The organism is Nocardia shimofusensis NBRC 100134, from assembly GCF_001613125.1.
Classification (GTDB): domain Bacteria; phylum Actinomycetota; class Actinomycetes; order Mycobacteriales; family Mycobacteriaceae; genus Nocardia; species Nocardia shimofusensis.
The window spans coordinates 325376-343268 of sequence record NZ_BDBT01000003.1 but is presented as its reverse complement, the minus strand read 5'-3'; the positions used below and the strand labels follow the sequence as shown (position 1 = coordinate 343268).

General features: G+C 68.3%; 16 protein-coding genes and 2 tRNA genes. 12 read left to right on the top strand and 6 right to left on the bottom strand.

The window, feature by feature from the left end; genetic code table 11:
* Positions 1–188 precede the first annotated feature (188 nt).
* The 4 genes from NS3_RS30295 to NS3_RS05285 all read left to right on the top strand — a co-directional run bounded on the left by NS3_RS30295 (position 189) and on the right by NS3_RS05285 (position 4030).
* Entirely contained in the window at positions 189–320 is a 132-nt protein-coding gene (locus NS3_RS30295) for a hypothetical protein (RefSeq protein ID WP_281204891.1), read from the top strand.
* 199 nt (positions 321–519) lie between these two features.
* Positions 520–2118 (top strand): phosphoglycerate dehydrogenase, encoded by a 1599-nt coding sequence (gene serA, locus NS3_RS05295; protein ID WP_067854346.1) that lies wholly within the window; start codon positions 520–522, stop codon positions 2116–2118.
* An 86-nt stretch (positions 2119–2204) separates the two neighbouring features.
* Positions 2205–3212: a 3-isopropylmalate dehydrogenase gene (locus NS3_RS05290; protein WP_067854343.1), complete on the top strand. Its 1008-nt coding sequence runs from the start codon at positions 2205–2207 to the stop codon at positions 3210–3212.
* A gap of 218 nt (positions 3213–3430) precedes the next feature.
* Complete coding sequence (locus NS3_RS05285; protein ID WP_067854340.1) at positions 3431–4030, top strand: Uma2 family endonuclease; 600 nt, start codon at positions 3431–3433, stop codon at positions 4028–4030.
* Here the strand turns inward: NS3_RS05285 and NS3_RS05280 are convergent.
* Positions 3996–5243, bottom strand: a complete 1248-nt coding sequence (locus tag NS3_RS05280; protein ID WP_067854337.1) for an MFS transporter — start codon at positions 5241–5243, stop codon at positions 3996–3998. The genes NS3_RS05285 and NS3_RS05280 overlap by 35 nt on opposite strands.
* 211 nt (positions 5244–5454) lie before the next feature.
* Between NS3_RS05280 and NS3_RS05275 the strand changes: the two genes are divergently transcribed.
* From NS3_RS05275 to NS3_RS05260, 4 genes are all read left to right on the top strand, one after another.
* The gene (locus NS3_RS05275; RefSeq protein ID WP_067854333.1) at positions 5455–6228 is read left to right on the top strand and encodes a fumarylacetoacetate hydrolase family protein; all 774 of its coding nucleotides are present in this window, start codon (positions 5455–5457) and stop codon (positions 6226–6228) included.
* A 13-nt stretch (positions 6229–6241) separates the two neighbouring features.
* Positions 6242–7726, top strand: coding sequence for a glutamate--tRNA ligase (gene gltX / locus NS3_RS05270; protein WP_067854330.1), 1485 nt, complete (start codon positions 6242–6244; stop codon positions 7724–7726).
* A 219-nt stretch (positions 7727–7945) separates the two neighbouring features.
* Positions 7946–8017: transfer RNA gene (locus NS3_RS05265), tRNA-Gln, on the top strand.
* Between the two features lie 154 nt (positions 8018–8171).
* Positions 8172–8247: transfer RNA gene (locus NS3_RS05260), tRNA-Glu, on the top strand.
* An 82-nt stretch (positions 8248–8329) separates the two neighbouring features.
* Here NS3_RS05260 and NS3_RS05255 read toward each other — a convergent pair.
* Both NS3_RS05255 and NS3_RS05250 read right to left on the bottom strand, forming a co-directional pair.
* On the bottom strand, positions 8330–8866 hold the full coding sequence (locus NS3_RS05255; protein ID WP_067854319.1) for a pyridoxamine 5'-phosphate oxidase family protein: 537 nt from the start codon (positions 8864–8866) through the stop codon (positions 8330–8332).
* Between the two features lie 31 nt (positions 8867–8897).
* Entirely contained in the window at positions 8898–9599 is a 702-nt protein-coding gene (locus tag NS3_RS05250; protein WP_067854316.1) for an IclR family transcriptional regulator, read from the bottom strand.
* Positions 9600–9832: 233 nt separating this feature from the next.
* Between NS3_RS05250 and leuC the strand changes: the two genes are divergently transcribed.
* The 3 genes from leuC (at position 9833) to NS3_RS05235 (ending at position 12758) form a co-directional block, all read left to right on the top strand.
* On the top strand, positions 9833–11257 hold the full coding sequence (leuC, locus tag NS3_RS05245) for a 3-isopropylmalate dehydratase large subunit (protein ID WP_067854313.1): 1425 nt from the start codon (positions 9833–9835) through the stop codon (positions 11255–11257).
* 38 nt (positions 11258–11295) lie between these two features.
* Complete coding sequence (leuD, locus tag NS3_RS05240; protein WP_067854310.1) at positions 11296–11904, top strand: 3-isopropylmalate dehydratase small subunit; 609 nt, start codon at positions 11296–11298, stop codon at positions 11902–11904.
* 158 nt (positions 11905–12062) lie between these two features.
* Positions 12063–12758 (top strand): HU family DNA-binding protein, encoded by a 696-nt coding sequence (locus NS3_RS05235; RefSeq protein ID WP_067854307.1) that lies wholly within the window; start codon positions 12063–12065, stop codon positions 12756–12758.
* A gap of 158 nt (positions 12759–12916) precedes the next feature.
* On the opposite strand, the gene NS3_RS05230 is transcribed toward NS3_RS05235, so the two are convergent.
* From NS3_RS05230 to cofC, 3 genes are all read right to left on the bottom strand, one after another.
* The gene (locus tag NS3_RS05230) at positions 12917–13876 is read right to left on the bottom strand and encodes an NUDIX hydrolase (protein ID WP_084495055.1); all 960 of its coding nucleotides are present in this window, start codon (positions 13874–13876) and stop codon (positions 12917–12919) included.
* On the bottom strand, positions 13873–16038 hold the full coding sequence (locus NS3_RS05225) for an RNA degradosome polyphosphate kinase (protein ID WP_067854304.1): 2166 nt from the start codon (positions 16036–16038) through the stop codon (positions 13873–13875). Before NS3_RS05225 ends, NS3_RS05230 begins: the two co-directional genes overlap by 4 nt.
* A 74-nt stretch (positions 16039–16112) precedes the next feature.
* Positions 16113–16829 carry a 2-phospho-L-lactate guanylyltransferase gene (gene cofC / locus NS3_RS05220; protein WP_067854302.1) on the bottom strand — a complete coding sequence of 239 codons (717 nt, stop codon included), beginning with the start codon at positions 16827–16829 and terminating at the stop codon, positions 16113–16115.
* Between the two features lie 31 nt (positions 16830–16860).
* Here cofC and NS3_RS05215 point away from each other — a divergent pair, with 31 nt between their 5' ends.
* Complete coding sequence (locus NS3_RS05215) at positions 16861–17871, top strand: NAD(P)H-dependent glycerol-3-phosphate dehydrogenase (protein WP_067854297.1); 1011 nt, start codon at positions 16861–16863, stop codon at positions 17869–17871.
* Positions 17872–17893 lie beyond the last annotated feature (22 nt).

Here is a 17893-nt window from a genome sequence, read left to right as displayed (position 1 = left end):
GGGCCTCATCGATGTGTTGCCGTATCGTAACCGAACTCGGGATTCGGCTGGCAGGGGCTTGATCGGATCGTTGCTAGCCTTGCGTTCGAAGTTGACTCACCATCCGACGCCCCAATGGTTTCCGCTGAACGGCGAAGCCGGGGCCGAACCGGTCGTCCCGACCGGTTCTCGAGGAAGAGGAGTTCTATATGGGCAGCGCAATCATCGGACTCGGCAGTGCCGTACTCGATCTCGGCAGTGTTGTGGTCGAGGGCGCCATCGACATCGTCATGGATGTTCTGGACGGCATCGTCGAGGCCCTGGGCTCGTCGGAAGCCTGACGACGTCGGCACCGAACGCGGGCTCCGCACCGGATAAGTGGGTGCGGAGCCCGTTCTGTGTCCTGGTTTGCCCGATTCATCGCAGGGGCGCGATGCCACTGATGGCACCCGCCCACCGGGTGGCGGCACCGGCGGGGAACCTGCCCACTAAGCTGGGCCCCGGTAATTAGCCGCCCCCTTTCTCCAGGAGTAACCCACTGTGAGCCAAGCAGGCCGTCCTGTTGTTCTGATCGCCGACAAGCTCGCCCAGTCGACCGTCGACGCGCTCGGTGACGGTGTCGAGGTTCGCTGGGTCGACGGCCCCGACCGGCCGGCCCTGCTGGCCGCGGTCCCCGAAGCCGACGCGCTGCTCGTGCGTTCGGCCACCACCGTCGACGCCGAGGTGCTCGAGGCGGGCAAGAATCTCAAGATCGTCGCGCGCGCCGGCGTCGGCCTCGACAATGTCGACGTGCCCGCGGCCACCGAGCGCGGCGTGATGGTCGTCAACGCGCCGACCTCCAACATCCACACCGCCGCCGAGCACGCGGTCACCCTGATGCTGGCCGCGGCCCGTCAGGTCCCCGCCGCCGACGCCACCCTGCGTGAGCGCACCTGGAAGCGCAGCAAGTTCAACGGTGTGGAGATCTTCGACAAGACGGTCGGCGTCGTCGGTCTGGGTCGTATCGGCCAGCTGTTCGCCGCGCGGATGGCCGCGTTCGAGACCAAGATCATCGCCTACGACCCCTACGTCTCCCCGGCGCGCGCCGCCCAGCTCGGCATCGAGTTGGTGACGCTGGACGAGCTGCTGAGCCGCGCCGACCTGATCTCGGTGCACCTGCCGAAGACCCCGGAGACCAAGGGGCTGCTCAGCAAGGAGAAGCTGGCGCTCACCAAGAAGGGCGTCATCATCGTCAACGCCGCGCGCGGTGGCCTGATCGACGAGCAGGCGCTGGCCGACGCGATCAACTCCGGGCATGTGCGGGCCGCCGGTCTGGATGTGTTCGAGACCGAGCCGTGCACCGACAGCCCGCTGTTCGACCTGCCGCAGGTCGTCGTCACCCCGCACCTGGGCGCGTCGACCTCCGAGGCGCAGGATCGCGCGGGCACCGACGTCGCCAAGTCGGTGCTGCTGGCGCTGGCAGGCGAGTTCGTGCCCGGCGCGGTGAACGTCACTGGTGGCGTGGTCGGCGACGAGGTCGCCCCGTGGCTGGACATCGTGCGCAAGCAGGGCGTGCTGCTCGGCGCGCTGGCCGACGAGCTGCCGGTCAGCGTCGAGGTGCAGGTGCGCGGCGAGCTGGCTTCCTCGGAGGTCGCCGTGCTGGAGCTCTCGGCGCTGCGTGGCATCTTCTCGGCGCACGTCGAGGAAGAGGTCACCTTCGTCAACGCGCCGGTGCTGGCCAAGGAACGCGGCATCAGCGTCGAGGTCACCTCCGCGTCGGAGAGCCCGAACCACCGCAGCATGGTCGACCTGCGCGCGGTGTTCGGCGACGGCCGCACGCTCAATGTCGCGGGCTCGCTGACCGAGCCGCAGCTGGTGGAGAAGATCGTCAACATCAACGGCCGCAACTACGACATGCGCGCCGAGGGTCTGAACCTGGCCGTGCTGAACTACGACGACCGCCCCGGCGCGCTCGGCAAGATCGGCACCAAGCTCGGCGAGGCCGACATCGACATCCAGGCCGCACAGCTGGCTCAGGACGTCGACAAGGAAGGCGCGACCGTGATCCTGCGTGTCAACAAGCCGGTTCCGGAAGACGTGCAGGCCGCGATCGGCGAGGCCGTCGGCGCCGCCAAGATCGCCCTGGTCGACCTGTTCTGATCGAAACCCCGCTGATCCAGACATTGCCGTCACGCGCCGCCACCGCACACCCGGTGGCGGCGCGTGGGGCGTGACGAGGAGTTGTCATGAAGCTTGCGGTCATCCCCGGTGACGGCATCGGCCCCGAGGTCATCGCCGAGGCGCTGAAGGTGCTCGACGTGGTCGTGCCCGGCGTCGAGAAGACCGAATACGACCTGGGCGCCAAGCGGTACCACGCGACCGGCGAGATCCTGCCCGAGTCGGTATTGCCGGAACTGCGCGAACACGACGCGATTCTGCTCGGCGCGATCGGCGACCCGTCGGTGCCCAGTGGGGTGCTCGAGCGCGGTCTGTTGCTGCGTACCCGGTTCGAGCTGGACCACCATGTGAACCTGCGCCCGTCGAAGTTGTTCCCCGGCGTCACCAGCCCGCTGGCGGGCGATCCCGAGATCGACTTCGTCGTCGTGCGCGAAGGCACCGAGGGCCCCTACACCGGCACCGGCGGTGCGATCCGGGTGCGGACCCCGCACGAGGTGGCCACCGAGGTCAGCACCAACACCCGCTTCGGTATCGAGCGCGTGGTGCGCTACGCGTTCGCGAAGGCGCAGGCGCGTCGCAAGCATCTGACCCTGGTCCACAAGACCAACGTGTTGACCTTCGCCGGCTCGTTGTGGCAGCGCACCGTCGACGAGGTGGGCGCGGAGTTCCCCGAGGTCACCGTGGCCTACCAGCACATCGACGCCGCCACCATCTTCATGGTCAACGACCCGGGCCGCTTCGACGTGATCGTCACCGACAACCTGTTCGGCGACATCATCACCGACCTCGCCGCCGCGGTCAGTGGCGGTATCGGCCTGGCGGCCAGCGGCAATATCGACGCCTCCGGCGCGAACCCGAGCATGTTCGAGCCCGTGCACGGCAGCGCTCCCGACATCGCGGGGCAGTCGAAGGCGGACCCGACCGCGGCGATCCTGTCGATCTCGTTGCTGCTGAACCACCTCGGCCGGACCGACGAGGCCGCGCGCGTCGAAGCGGCTGTCGCCAAGGATCTGGCCGCACGTTCGGGTGCGGCGTCCACGGTCGAGGTCGGCGATCGGATCGCCGCCTCGGTCTGACCGGGTCTCGACAAGGCTGTGCCCGAACTGCCGGGAGCGAGCATCGGCTCGGTGCCGGCGAGAACGCGGGCCTCGCCCACGCGACAGTCCATGACATGGGCCTCGCCCTCCTCAGGGGGCGAGGCCCGTGCTTTCGCGTCGTTCGAAATCCGCGTCGCTGGGTATCCGGGACGGACGAGATCGCCGATGGGTCGGCTCGAACCGGCGGGGAGGTCGCGATGCGCGAACGACGAATGACTCCGGGGACCGGTCGCGGTCCGTATTCGATCGACGACCTGCACGCGCTGCCCGGCCGCGGGCGCGACTACGAGCTCGAGGACGGCCGACTGGTCCAGGTCGACCGCGGCGCCCGCCACGATCACGTGGTGCGGCGGATGGCGCGGTCGCTGGACCGAGCGGCGGATCCGGCCCTGCATGTGTGTTTCGGCGGTGGCTGGGAGGTCGGTACGTCCAGCGGGGTGCGCAAACCCGACATCGTGGTCGTGCCGCGAGAGGTGATCCGTCACGCGCTGGTAGCCGATCCGCCGCGGGTGTTGCCGGGGACCCAGGTGCGGCTGGCGGTGGAGGTGATCGCGCCCGCCACCGTGAGCGAGCGCACCGATCGGGTGCGCAAGGTGCGCGAGTACGCGGCTGTCGGCATCCCCGAATACTGGATAGTGGAACATCATCCGCGTGCGCGCATCCATCGGCTGGTGCTCGAGGGTGGGATCTATCACGCGCGGTCGGTGGTCGATCCCGGTTCGGTGCTGATCGCGGAGGTCGGTCAGGACAACGGGTTTCGGGTCAGCGTGGATCCGGCCGAGCTGCTGGAGATCTGATCGGCCGGGCCGCGTCCACGGCGGAATCCTCTGTGCGCGTGCGCCGCGTGTGGTCGGACGGCACCAGCGGAACGGCCAGCGCCGCGACAGCCGCGGCGCCGAGGAAGGCCGCGGGGAAGCCGCCCCAGGTGATCAGCGCGCCGAAAACCGGTGGGATGGCGGCCATCGCGAGGTTCTGTCCGGTGTTCTGCATGCCCAGACCCCGTCCACTCCAATAGGGTCCGGCGATCTCGGCGACGGCGGTGAAGGCCAAACCGTTGTCCGACACCGTGATCACCGAAGCCACGAACAGCAGCGGGATGGCGGCCCACCACCATTGGGTCCAGGCGGCCACGCCGAGCGCCGCCGTGCAGATCGTCGCGGCGACCGCGATCCGGTAGAGCGGACCCAGCCGGCTGCCGACCCGGTCAGACCAGGCGCCCGCGCCGATTCGGCCCAGCGCGCCGAGGATCTGGGTGGCGGTGACCACCGCGCCCGCGACCGGAATCGACCAGCCGAGATCGCGGTGCAGCCACAGCAGGGCGAAGGTCCACAGCACGCCCTGCGGGACGGCCAGCAGCACCGAGGCGCCGTGTATCCGCCACAGGGTGGAATCGCCGCGATAGGGGTTGTCCCGGTCGGCCGCACCGCCTTTCGGGCGGGGCGGGTCGACGATCCCGAACAGGCAGGCCAGTGCCGCGATCCCCGCCATGACCGCGGGCACCAGGATGGCGGCGGGGATTCCGTGTTGGGCGGCCGCCAGGGGGATCGTGAGCGCGCCGATGCCGACGCCCAGCGGTTGCGCGGTCTGCCGGATGCCCATCGCCAGGCCACGGCGGTCCGGCGGGAACCACCCGACGATCACCCGGCCGCTGGCGGAGTTGGTGCTCGCCGCACCGATGCCGCCGAGCAGAAGCAATGCGCCCAGGGCGATGTCGCTGGTGGTCGTCGCCGCGGCGATGCCGGCGACGAACATCACGGCCGGGCCTGCGACGAGTACTTTTCGCTCACCGATGCGATCCATCACGTAGCCCCAGGCGATCAGCGTGCAGACCAGGCCGACGGTGGGCATCGCCACCAGCAGACCCGCGGTCGGCAGTGCCATTCCGCGTTCGGTCAGCGCGGGCAGCAGGAAAGGCGTGCCGTGGATGAAGACGGCGCTGGAGGCCTGGGCGAAGACGCCGAGGGCGAGCATCGACCACCGGTGCACCGCGCCGACCGACTCGACGGACATCGACCTCACCTCTACTCCCGGGCCTCTCAAAATATGGGATCAAGTTCTCAAAAAGTGAAAACCGTCGCTCACGGTACACCCGATCGGCAAGCGCGCGCACCCGCGATCGTCGTCCTCGGGCGGCGAGGAATCTCACACCCGTGAGCTCGTCGGCGAGCCCTCGGCGGGGAGGTGGATCGCGGCGACCAGCGGCTTCCGTAGACTCCCCACCATGCGTCTAGGTCGAGTTGCCAGTCCCGATGGGGTCGCGTTCGTGAGCATCGAAGGGGAGGGGGAAACCGCCGTCGCGAAGGAGATCGCCGAGCATCCGTTCGGCACCCCGACGTTCACCGGGCGCAGCTGGCCGCTGGCGGACGTGCGTCTGCTCGCGCCGATCCTGGCCAGCAAGGTGGTGTGCGTGGGCAAGAACTACGCCGCGCACGCCGCCGAGATGGGCGGGGCCGCGCCGGAGCAGCCGGTGATCTTCATCAAGCCGAACACCGCCATCGTCGGACCGAACGCGCCGATCGTCTATCCGCCCAGCTCCACCCGGGTCGACTACGAGGGCGAGCTGGCCGTGGTCATCGGACGGCCGTGCAAGGACGTGCCTGCGGCCCGGGCGCGCGATGTCATCCTCGGCTACACCGTCGCCAACGACGTGACCGCTCGCGACCAGCAACAGAGCGACGGGCAGTGGACCAGGGGCAAGGGGTACGACACCTTCTGCCCGCTCGGCCCGTGGATCGAAACCGACCTCGACCCGGCGGATCTGGAGATCCGCACCGAGCTCGACGGCGAGGTGCGCCAGCGCAGCCGGACTTCGCTTCTCCTGCACGATATCCCGGAGCTCGTCGAATGGGTGAGTACGGTCATGACGCTGCTGCCCGGCGATGTGATCCTCACCGGAACACCCGAGGGCGTCGGCCCGATGCAGGTCGGACAGCAGGTGTCCGTGACCGTCGAAGGCATCGGCACCCTCACCAATCCTGTTGCCGCCAAACGCTGATCGAGAGAGAGCAATGACACCTGTACGGGTCCGTTTCTGCCCGTCGCCGACCGGGACGCCGCACGTCGGCCTGATCCGCACCGCCCTGTTCAACTGGGCGTACGCCCGCCACGCCGGCGGCACCTTCGTCTTCCGTATCGAGGACACCGACGCCGCTCGCGATTCCGAGGAGTCCTACGAGGCGATCCTCGATTCGTTGCGGTGGCTCGGGCTCACCTGGGACGAGGGTCCGGAGGTCGGCGGACCCTACGAGCCCTACCGGCAGTCGCAGCGACGCGATCTGCATCTCGACGTCGTCCGGCGTTTGCTGGAGGCCGGTGAGGCCTACGAATCCTTCTCCACGCCAGAGGAAGTCGAGGCCCGCCACCGGGCTGCCGGCCGCGATCCCAAGCTCGGTTACGACAACTTCGATCGCGATCTGACCCCCGAGGCGATCGCGGCCTACAAGGCCGAGGGCAGGGCGCCGGTGGTGCGGCTGCGGATGCCCGAGGAGGACCTGTCCTGGAACGATCTGGTGCGCGGGGAGACCACGTTCAAGGCGGGTACGGTCCCGGACTTCGCGCTCACCCGCGGTAATGGCATTCCGCTCTACACGCTGGTCAACCCGGTCGACGACGCGCTGATGAAGATCACCCATGTCTTGCGCGGCGAAGATCTGCTGTCCTCCACTCCGCGCCAGCTCGCGCTGTATGCCGCGCTGCGCCGGATCGGGGTCGCCGATTTCACTCCGGAGTTCGGTCATCTGCCCTTCGTGATGGGTCAGGGCAACAAGAAGCTGTCCAAGCGCGACCCCGAGTCGAACCTCTTCCTGCACCGGGACCGCGGCTTCATTCCTGAAGGTTTGCTGAATTACCTCGCATTGCTCGGTTGGGGCCTTGCTGAGGACCGCGATGTCTTCTCGATGGCCGAGATGGTGGCCGCGTTCGATATCTCGAAAGTGAATTCGAATCCGGCCCGTTTCGATCAGAAGAAGGCCGACGCCATCAATGCCGAGCACATCCGATTGCTCGATCCGGCTGATTTCGCCGGACGGCTGCGGGAGTTCCTCACCACGCACGGGCACATCGGAGCCGGGACCAAAGGCGGGGAGGTGGACGAGAAAGTCTTCGCGGCGGCGGCCGAATTGGTCCAGACCCGCATCGTCGTACTGAGCGACGCCTGGGATCTGCTGCGATTCCTGTTCGTGCCGGCCGAGGAATTCACCGTGGACGAGGCGGCGGCGGCGAAGAATCTCGGCGCCGACGCGGCGCCGGTGCTCGAGGCGGCTGTGGCCGCGCTGGAGCCGCTCGCGTCCTGGACCACCCCCGTGATCGAGGAGGCGCTCAAAACGGCGCTGATCGACGATCTGGGCCTCAAACCGCGCAAGGCTTTCGCGCCGGTGCGGGTGGCTGTCACCGGCTCGCACATCAGCCCGCCGCTGTACGAGTCGCTGGAACTGCTCGGGCGTGAGATCACTCTCGCCCGGCTGCGCTCGGCTCTGGAATCCTCGCGGGGATAGCGACGGGCAGGCGGGCGGCCGCGCACGCGGGCGAGGGTGAGGGGAGCCGGGCGGACGGAGTCGCCGCTCGGCCCCACCGTCGGGCAATCGGCTCGAAACTGCCGAAAACAGGCCTCTGACCAGGCGATTTGTAGTTTACCCTCTCGGGTTTGGTAATCTCTTTCTCGGCCGGAACGCGGAACGGAGTCAGCCAGACTTCGGGAAGAATGTCCAGGTCATTGGGGTATGGTGTAATTGGCAACACAGCTGATTCTGGTTCAGCCATTCTAGGTTCGAGTCCTGGTACCCCAGCGGAAAGTGTTGCACGTCTCTCGGTTCGCGACCGAAAGTTGTTCAGCACCCGGCGATTTGGTCGCCGGGCTCCGGTCGGCTAAGCTAACCGAGCACTCCACGGATCGCAGAGATCCACACCGGGTGGTCCTCAGAAATGGGAGACCATGTCCCTGGCCCCGTCGTCTAGCGGCCTAGGACGCCGCCCTCTCAAGGCGGTAGCGCGGGTTCGAATCCCGTCGGGGCTACCACAAAGGCTCCCGCTCATCACGAGCGGGAGCCTTTCACGTTTCCGGCCGCCGATCCGCCTCGGCGTTGTGCACCCCGTGCGGTTCACTCCAGTGCGGCGGCTGTGGTCCCGCCGAGCGGCATGGCGGGCAGGCCGAGCTTGCGATGGTCCCAGCTGCGGATGCGGGTCGGCACGACGCGCACGGCGACCCGCTTGTGCAGCATGTTCGCCACCAGGGGAGCGACCTCCTCGCTGTAGGGCCCGGTGTAGCGCTCCCAGACGCTGACTCCGACGCGCCAGATCGCGTCCGGGTCCTCGACGATCTCGGCGGTGCCCTCGATGGAGACCCCGCGCAGCTGGTCGTAGGTGTGGCCGGCTTCGACCATGCAGGTGATCCGCGGGTCGCGGCGCAGATTCACCACCTTCTGCGACTTGGCCTTGGTCTCGAACCACAGCTCCGGCAGGGTGCGGACCGAGCCGTCGGCCTCGCGCTCCCCGCCGATCAGCGCGTACCACATGGCGATCAGATGCGGGGCGCCGCCGGGGCCGAGGGTGGCGAGGGTGGCGATGCGACTGCGCTCCAGGAACTCGGCGACCTCGGCGTCGGTCATGACGATCTGCGCGCGTTGATTGACTCCCATCCACCCACTGTATGGGAGAAAGTGAAACGTGTTACAGCCGTTTGTGCAGCGCGTCCGACGCGGCCACCAGATCGGCCGCCCAGCGCGCGCCCGGCCGCCTGCCCATCCGATCGATCGGACCGGACACCGAGACGGCCGCGACCACGACGCCCGCGGTGTCGCGCACCGGGGCCGAGACGCTGGCCACGCCGGAGGCGCGTTCGGCGGCGCTCTGCGCCCACCCGCGCTTGCGCACCTCGGCCAATACGCGCTCGCCGAACACGGCGTCGGGCAGCACGGTGCGCTGCACCTCGGCATCGGCCCAGGCGAGCAGGACCTTGGCCGCCGAACCCGCGGTGAGCGGTAGGCGAGCGCCGATGGGGACGGTGTCGCGCAGGCCCGAAGGTGGCTCCATCGCGGCCACGCAGACGCGTGCCTGGCCGTCGCGGACGTAGAGTTGGACGCTCTCGCCGGTGATCTCTCGCAGCCGGGGCAGGATGAGGGTCGCCGCCTCCTGGAGCGGATCGTTCGCGGTCGCCGACAGCTCCGCCAGCGCCGGGCCGGGCCGCCAGATGCCGTTGTTGTCGCGGGCCAGCAGGCGGTGCGTCTCCAGGCCCACCGCGAGCCGGTGAGCGGTGGCGCGCGGCAGGCCGGTGCGGGCGCAGAGGTCGTTGAGGCCGCAGGGTTGCTCGGCGACCGCGTAGAGCACCGCCACCGCTTTGTCCAGAACGCCGATACCGCTATGCTGTCTCATAGAACGATACTAGCGTCTCGGATACTGAGAAGACCAACCGGAAATCGAGCCCCGGAGATCGCCTCGGTAGTCGACTCGATGGGAGCCCCGGAAGACGATTCCGGGGAAATCGCACTCGGGCGTATCCGCCCGGGCGAGTCCGCCGGACGCGAAAGCCCAGCCCGTGCAGTCAGCCGTCCTCCGCAGCCCGGAGGTCGCGGACCTGCCGTTTCGTTTCGAAAGGTGAGCGAGAAATGACCGACCGCCCCCGTACCCTGGCCGAGAAGGTCTGGGACGAGCATGTCGTCGCCCGCGGTGAGGGTGAAGGCGCCTCGCGCGAGCCCGATCTGATCTACATCGATCTGCATCTGGTGCACGAGGTGACCAGTCCGCAGGCCTTCGACGGCCTGCGCGCCGCGGGCCGACCGGTGCGCCGGCCGGATCTCACCATCGCCACCGAGGACCACAACGTCCCGACCGTCGACATCGACAAGCCGATCGCGGATCCGATCTCGCGCACCCAGGTCGAGACGCTGCGGCGCAACTGCGAGGAATTCGGCATCCGGCTGCACCCGATGGGCGACATCGAGCAGGGCATCGTGCACGTGGTGGGCCCGCAGCTGGGCCTGACCCAGCCCGGCACCACCGTGGTCTGCGGCGACAGCCACACCTCCACGCACGGCGCGTTCGGCGCGCTGGCGATGGGCATCGGCACCAGCGAGGTCGAGCACGTGCTGGCCACCCAGACGCTGTCGCTGCGTCCGTTCAAGACCATGGCGATCAACATCGACGGGCAGCTGCCGCACGGAGTCACCAGCAAGGACGTGATTCTCGCGGTCATCGCCCAGATCGGCACCGGCGGTGGCCAGGGCTATGTGCTCGAGTACCGCGGTGAGGCCGTCCGGTCGATGTCGATGGAAGCCCGGATGACCATGTGCAACATGTCCATCGAAGCGGGCGCCAGGGCGGGCATGATCGCCCCCGACGAGGTGACCTACGAATTCCTGAAGGGCCGCCCGCACGCCCCGAAGGGCGCCGACTGGGACGCCGCGGTGGCCGCCTGGGACGCACTCGGGACCGACGAGGGGGCGGTTTTCGACGCCGAGGTGCACATCGACGCGAGCGCGCTGACTCCGTTCGTCACCTGGGGCACCAACCCCGGTCAGGGCGCGCCGCTGAGTTCGACGGTGCCGAATCCGGCCGAGATCGCCGACGAGACGGCCCGCGAGGCCGCGGAGAAGGCGCTGCGGTATATGGATTTGACCCCGGGCACGCCGCTGCGCGAGGTCCCGGTCGACACCGTTTTCGTCGGATCGTGCACCAACGGCCGGATCGAGGACCTGCGCGCGGTGGCCGATGTGCTGAAGGGCCGTCGGGTCGCCGAGGGCGTCCGAATGCTGGTGGTACCCGGTTCCATGCGGGTACGCGCACAGGCGGAATCCGAGGGGCTCGGCGAGATTTTCACCGCCGCGGGCGCGGAATGGCGGCAGGCGGGCTGCTCGATGTGCCTGGGCATGAATCCCGATCAGCTCGAGCCGGGCCAGCGCTGCGCCTCCACCTCGAATCGCAACTTCGAGGGCAGGCAGGGCAAGGGCGGTCGCACCCACCTGGTTTCCCCGCTGGTGGCCGCGGCCACCGCGGTGCGCGGAACCCTGTCCTCACCCGCTGATCTGGACTGAAAGTCCACCCTTCACCATTTCGACCAGGAGAGAATCCGATGGAAGCCTTCACCGTGCACAAGGGAATCGGCGTGCCGCTGCGCCGGTCCAATGTCGACACCGACCAGATCATTCCGGCCGTCTACCTGAAGCGGGTCACTCGCACCGGATTCGAGGACGGGCTGTTCGCCGCCTGGCGCAACGACCCGGACTTCATTCTGAACATCGAACCCTTCAACCGGGGCACCGTACTGGTGGCGGGGCCGGATTTCGGCACCGGATCCTCCCGTGAACACGCCGTTTGGGCGCTGTCGGACTACGGCTTTCGAGTGGTCATCGCCTCCCGCTTCGCCGACATCTTCCGCGGCAATGCGGGTAAGGGCGGTCTGCTGGCCGCGCAGATGTCACAGAACGATGTCGAAATGCTCTGGAAGATGATCGAGGAACAGCCCGGTCTCGAATTGACGGTGGACCTGCATGCGCGCACTGTCACCGCCGGAACCGTCGTGTTGCCGTTCGATATTGATGACTACACGCGGTGGCGTCTGCTCGAGGGTTTGGACGACATCGGCCTTACGCTGCGCCGTAGTGACGTCATCACCGAGTTCGAAAAGGCAAGGCCGGCATGGAAGCCCGCCACGCTTCCGGCGCCTATTTCGCAGACGTAATCATCGGCGCGGTGATAGCTGGGCCTCATCAGAAGCGGTAGCTGGACGTGTGCTAAACCACCATGAATTTTGGCGTGGCACATAGACTCTTGCTCAATGTGGGTTTACCGTGGTACCTAGTCGGTCCGACGACGGGCCATTAGTCTGCGGAGGATTCAATGAACAAGGCGGAACTGATCGACGTTCTGACCGAAAAGTTGGGTACGGACAGGCGCACGGCTACCGCGGCAGTCGAGCACGTTGTCGACACCATCGTGCGTGCGGTGCACAAGGGCCAGAGCGTCACCATCACCGGATTCGGTGTCTTCGAACAGCGCAAGCGCGCCCCCCGGGTCGCCCGGAACCCGCGCACCGGCGAAACCGTCAAGGTGAAAGCCACTTCGGTGCCGGCGTTCCGGCCCGGCGCCCAGTTCAAGGCCGTCATCGCGGGTAAGCAGAAGCTGGCCGCGACCGGTCCCGCGGTCAAGCGGGGCGTGAATGCGCCTGTGGCGGCCAAGAAGACGGCGGCCAAGAAGACCGCCGCCAAGAAGACGGCGGCCAAGGCCACCGCCACCAAGGCGGCGGCCAAGAAGACCACCGCCACCAAGGCGCCCGCGAAGACCACCGCGCGCAAGACGACCGCGACCAAGACCGCGGCCAAGAAGGCGCCCGCGAAGAAGACCACCACCAGGGCGACAGCCGCCAAGAGCACCACCGCCGCCAAGAAGACGACCGCCGCCAAGAAGACCACGGCCGCCAAGTCGACGGCGGCCAAGTCGACCGCGGCCAAGGCCACCGCCGCCAAGAAGACCACGGCGGCGAAGAAGGCCCCCGCGAAGAAGACCGCGGCCAAGCGGACGACCACCCGCCGCTGACGCCGCACAACGCGCCGAACGCCGCGTACACCACCGCCGCAGGCGCGGCACACGCGCATACACCGCCGCTGGACCGATAACGGCCCCGGGAACACCATCCCGGGGCCGATTCGGTGTGTCGGGGATGCGGGGCGTTTCCGGTTATGCCCCTGGGCAGGTCACGATTTCACTACGGCCGCCGACAGCTTGCGGTCGAGATGATCGGCGGCCACCAGTCGCTTGCCCACGAACGAGAGCACCCACGCGCTGCCTTTGCGATTGCGCGCGGGCGGCAATTTCAATCCGTCGCGTTTCGCCCACCAGTCCAGCAGGTCGGGAATCACCCCACCCTGACTGCACACCACCCGCACCTGATCGGGCGAGATCAGTTCGACCGCCCGCTTCCTGGCCGCTTCGGGATCGGCGTTGTAGGCGGATTCCGACAGCGTCGGCTCGAGGATGACGTCCACGCCCAGTTTGTCCGCGAGCGGCCGCATCGTGTCCACGCAGCGCGTCGGCGGCGCGGAGTGCACCGCGGCAGGGCCGAAGGTGAGCAGATTGGGCACCAGGGCCCTGGCCTGCTCCTGGCCCGCCTGTTCGAGCGGGCGCTGATCGTCCGGTCCGTCGAAACGTTCGCGATGACCGGCTTTCGCGTGTCGCACCAGCACCAGGGTGGCGGTGTCGGCAGGAAGACGGGCGAAGGTGCGCACCACCTGACGGTCCATCGGATACGACAGCTCGTCCATCACCCGGTCCAGCGGATACCAGCGGAGTTCGTCTACTTCGGCATCGGCGCGGAATTCGCCGCCCGCCGCCGAAGCCGCCCAGTAGTCGACGCGCTTGAGTTTGCGATGGCCGGGAATGGGATAAGTGACGGAGCCGAGGTACCGGCCGAGCCGGCAGGCCAGGCCGGTCTCCTCGTGGACCTCGCGCACCGCGGCCAGCAGCGGCGTCTCGCCTGGATCGAGTTTGCCTTTGGGCAGCGACCAATCGCCGTACTTCGGCCGGTGCACGACCGCGATCTCGATCCCGCCGTCCGCGCCGGGACGCCACAGCACCGCGCCTGCCGCGTGGATGTTTGCGGTGACCCTGGGGTCCGCGATCGGGCCCTCGACGGTGTAGCCAGCGTCGTCGTTCACGGCTGCTCCGGCCTCCGTAGTCGCATCATGTACTGCTGGTGATCGCGGACCTGCCCGTTCTCGGTGTCGGTGTCACCGGGCGAGGCGGACCAGCTGCCGTCCGGTTGCAGCACCCAGCATCGGGTGGTCGGGTAGAGGGCGGAATCGAGTACCCGTCCCAATTGCTCTTTCAGCTTGGGATCGTTCACCTTCGCCATGACCTCCACCCGCCGGTCGAGATTGCGGTGCATCATGTCGGCGCTGCCGATCCAGAACTCGTCCTGCGCCTGGAAATGCAGCAACCGCGAGTGCTCGAGGAATCGGCCGAGGATGGATCGCACTTCGATGTTCTCGCTCATGCCCGGCACGCCCGGCTTGAGGCCGCAGATGCCGCGCACGACGATCTGCACCGGTACACCCGCCTGCGAGGCGCGGTACAACGCGTCGATGACCTGCTCGTCGACAATCGCGTTGGCCTTCAAGCGGATTCGCGCCGCAGCGCCCTGCTGGGCCAGTTCGATCTCGCGCTGGATTCGCTCGATGATGCCTGCGCGGACCCCTTGCGGGGCAACCAGCAGATTGCGGTAGTCCGACTTTCGCGAATATCCGGTCAGCGAGTTGAACAGATCGGTCAGATCCGCGCCGATTTCCGGTGCGGCAGTGAGCAATCCGACGTCCTCGTACAGGCGCGCGGTCTTCGGGTTGTAGTTGCCGGTGCCGATATGGCAGTAGCGGCGGATCGTGGAGCCCTCGCGTCGCACCACCAGGCAGGTCTTGCAGTGGGTCTTGAGCCCGATGAGCCCGTAGACCACGTGCACGCCCGCCTGTTCGAGTTTGCGTGCCCACTTGATGTTGGCCTGCTCGTCGAAGCGGGCCTTGATCTCCACCAGCGCGACGACCTGCTTGCCCGCCTCGGCGGCGTCGATGAGCGCGTTGACGATGGGGGAGTCACCCGAGGTGCGGTACAGCGTCTGCTTGATGGCCAGCACCTGCGGATCGGCGGCTGCCTGTTCGATGAAGCGCTGCACGCTGGTGGAGAACGAATCGTAGGGGTGGTGCACCAGCACATCGCCCTCGCGCAGCGCGGCGAAGACATTGCGCGGGGTCTCGCGCTCCCCGAACGCGGGCGGCGTCGCGGGCACGTAGGGGGCGTCCTTGAGCAGGGGCCGGTCCACGCCGTAGACCTGCCACAGGCAGGACAGGTCGAGCAGACCGGGCACCTGGATCACGTCGGCCGGATCGACGTCGAGTTCGCGCAGCAGCAGATCGAGCATGTGCTCGGTCATGTCGTCGGCGACCTCGAGCCGCACCGGGGAACCGAAGCGGCGTCTGGCCAGTTCGCGTTCGAGCGCCTGCAGCAGATCCTCGTCGCGGTCCTCGTCGACCTCGAAATCGGCATTGCGGGTGATACGGAAGGAATGGTGCTCGACCACTTCCATGCCGGGGAACAGCTGATCGAGGTGCGCGGCGATGAGCGCTTCCATCGGCAGGAAGGCCGCGATGGAGCCGGACGTGCGGCGCACCCGCACGAACCGGTCGACATTGTCGGGAACCTTGACGCGGGCGAAGTGCTCGCCGCCGGTGACCGAGTCCTTCACGGTGACCGCCAGGTTCAGGCTCAGGCCGCTGATGTAGGGGAACGGGTGCGCCGGATCCACCGCCAGCGGGGTGAGGACCGGGAAGACCTGATCCTGGAAGTACGCCGACTGGCGCTTGCGTTCCTCGGCGTCCAGATCGTCCCAGCCGATGATGTCGATGCCCTCGGCGGTGAGTGCGGGCAGCACCGAATCGATGAACACCCGCGCGTGCCTGGCGGCGATCTCCTGGGTGCGGGCGGCGATCAGTGCCAGCTGTTCGCTCGGTGAGCGTCCGTCGGCCGACCGCACCGACAGACCGGTCTCGGCGCGCCGCTTGAGACCGGCGACGCGCACCATGAAGAATTCGTCGAGGTTCGAGGAGAAGATCGCCAGGAACTTCGCACGTTCCAGCAGCGGCAGCGAGGCGTCCTCGGCCAGGGCGAGAACCCGCGCGTTGAAGTCGAGCCAGCTCAATTCTCGATTGAGGTAGCGATCCTGCGGCAAACGCTGTGTCGCCTGGTCTGATCGGGGAGGCGTCGCGGCCGGGGGCGGCGTTGGCAGCTGCTGCTGCTTGGCGATTTCCGTAGGGCTCACATCACCGATCATCCCTTACCGGCGATACCGCGCGCACGTCGACATCGCAACGAACACAGTGCCGTGACCCGCGCGACGGCGACCCGCTAGCACACTCGGCGGACCGGTTCGTGAACGCGGCAGGACCAGCCGATGTCGCGGAGGACAGCACGCGTGGACGAACCCGCGCCCAACTCGGTCACCAGCTCGAGATCGGCGACCGTGTCGACGTCCAATCGCAGGCCGGGCCAATCGCCGGTCAGTTCCACCGCGCCCCCCGCGACGTGGCGTCGCGCCGAATCCACGCCGAACGCGGGCGCGAGCTCACCGCCGTCGCGTACCAGCAGAGCGGCGGTGCCCGAGCCGGTGTGGTCTGCGACCACGGCGCGTCCGTGCGGCGGGGCGGTACTCAGCATGTCGGCGAGCTCGGCCGGGCGCAACGCGGGCAGATCGGCCTGCAGGACCAGCAGGTCGGCGCCGTGGTGCTCGGCGCGCAGGCCTGCGGCGGCGTGGACGAGCGCGGCATTGAGGCCGTCGGCGGTGGTGAGGCCGTCGCCGGTGCTGAGGCCGTCGGCCGTGGGTGCCGCGGGCTCGGGATGGGCGTGCGCGCCGAGTGCGCCGACCAGGTCGGTGACCGCCGCGTCGGGGGTGACCACGGTGACCGAGTGGATCTGCGGGACGGCCGTGGCGGCGGTGACGGTGTCGGCGAGCATGGCGAGCACCAGACGGGCCCGGTGCGGGGCGGGCAACCGGTCGGCGAGGCGGCTCTTGGCCTGATCGAGACGCTTGACCGCGATCAGGGCGTGCACGGCGTGCGGACGCATGGGCCCAATCCTTGCATGGCATATTGGGTTGATGACGAGGGCGGCAGTACTTGGTGCGGGATCATGGGGCACCGCGTTCGCGAAGGTGTTGGCCGACGCGGGAACGGAAGTGACGATCTGGGCCAGGCGCCCGGAGATCGCCGAGGCGCTCGCGACCGAGCATCGCAACCCCGCCTACCTGCCCGATGTGCGACTACCCGAGGTCGCCGCCACGCACGACCCCGAACTCGCGTTGCGCGGCGCGGAACTGGTGGTGCTCGCGGTGCCCTCGCAATCGTTGCGCGCGAACCTGACGGCATGGCGGCCGGCGCTGCGCGCCGCGATCGACGAGCACGACGCCACGTTGCTGAGTCTGGCCAAGGGCATCGAGACCGGCACGCTGCTGCGGATGAGCGAGGTCATCGACGAGGTGACCGGCGCCGGGCGCGAACGCATCGCGGTGCTGTCCGGACCGAATCTCGCCAAGGAGATCGCCGCGGGCCAGCCCGCCGCGACGGTGGTCGCCTGCGTCGATTCGGCCAGGGCGGAGGCGGTGCAACGCGCTTGCTATACCGGCTATTTCCGGCCCTACACCAATACCGATGTGGTGGGCTGCGAGATCGGCGGCGCCTGTAAGAACGTCATCGCGCTGGCCACCGGCATCGCGGCGGGCATGGGGCTGGGCGACAACTCGATCGCCAGCATCATCACCCGCGGGCTGGCCGAGATCATCCGGCTCGCGGTCACCCTGGGCGCCGAACCGGTGACGCTGGCCGGGCTGGCGGGAGTCGGCGACCTCGTCGCAACCTGCACCTCGCCGCTGTCGCGCAACCGGTCCTTCGGCCATGTGCTCGGTGCGGGCGGTTCGATGGAGGCCGCGCAGCAGGCCACCCATGGCCAGGTCGCCGAGGGTGTGAAGTCGTGCACATCGGTGCGGGCGCTGGCCGCCGCGCACGGGGTGGAGATGCCGCTGACCGATGCGGTGCACCGCGTGTGCCACGAGGGAGTTTCGGTGCGCGAGGCGGTCGGCAGCCTGCTCGGCAGACGCATCAAACCGGAGTAGTGACCCCAGAAGTGCGGGTACG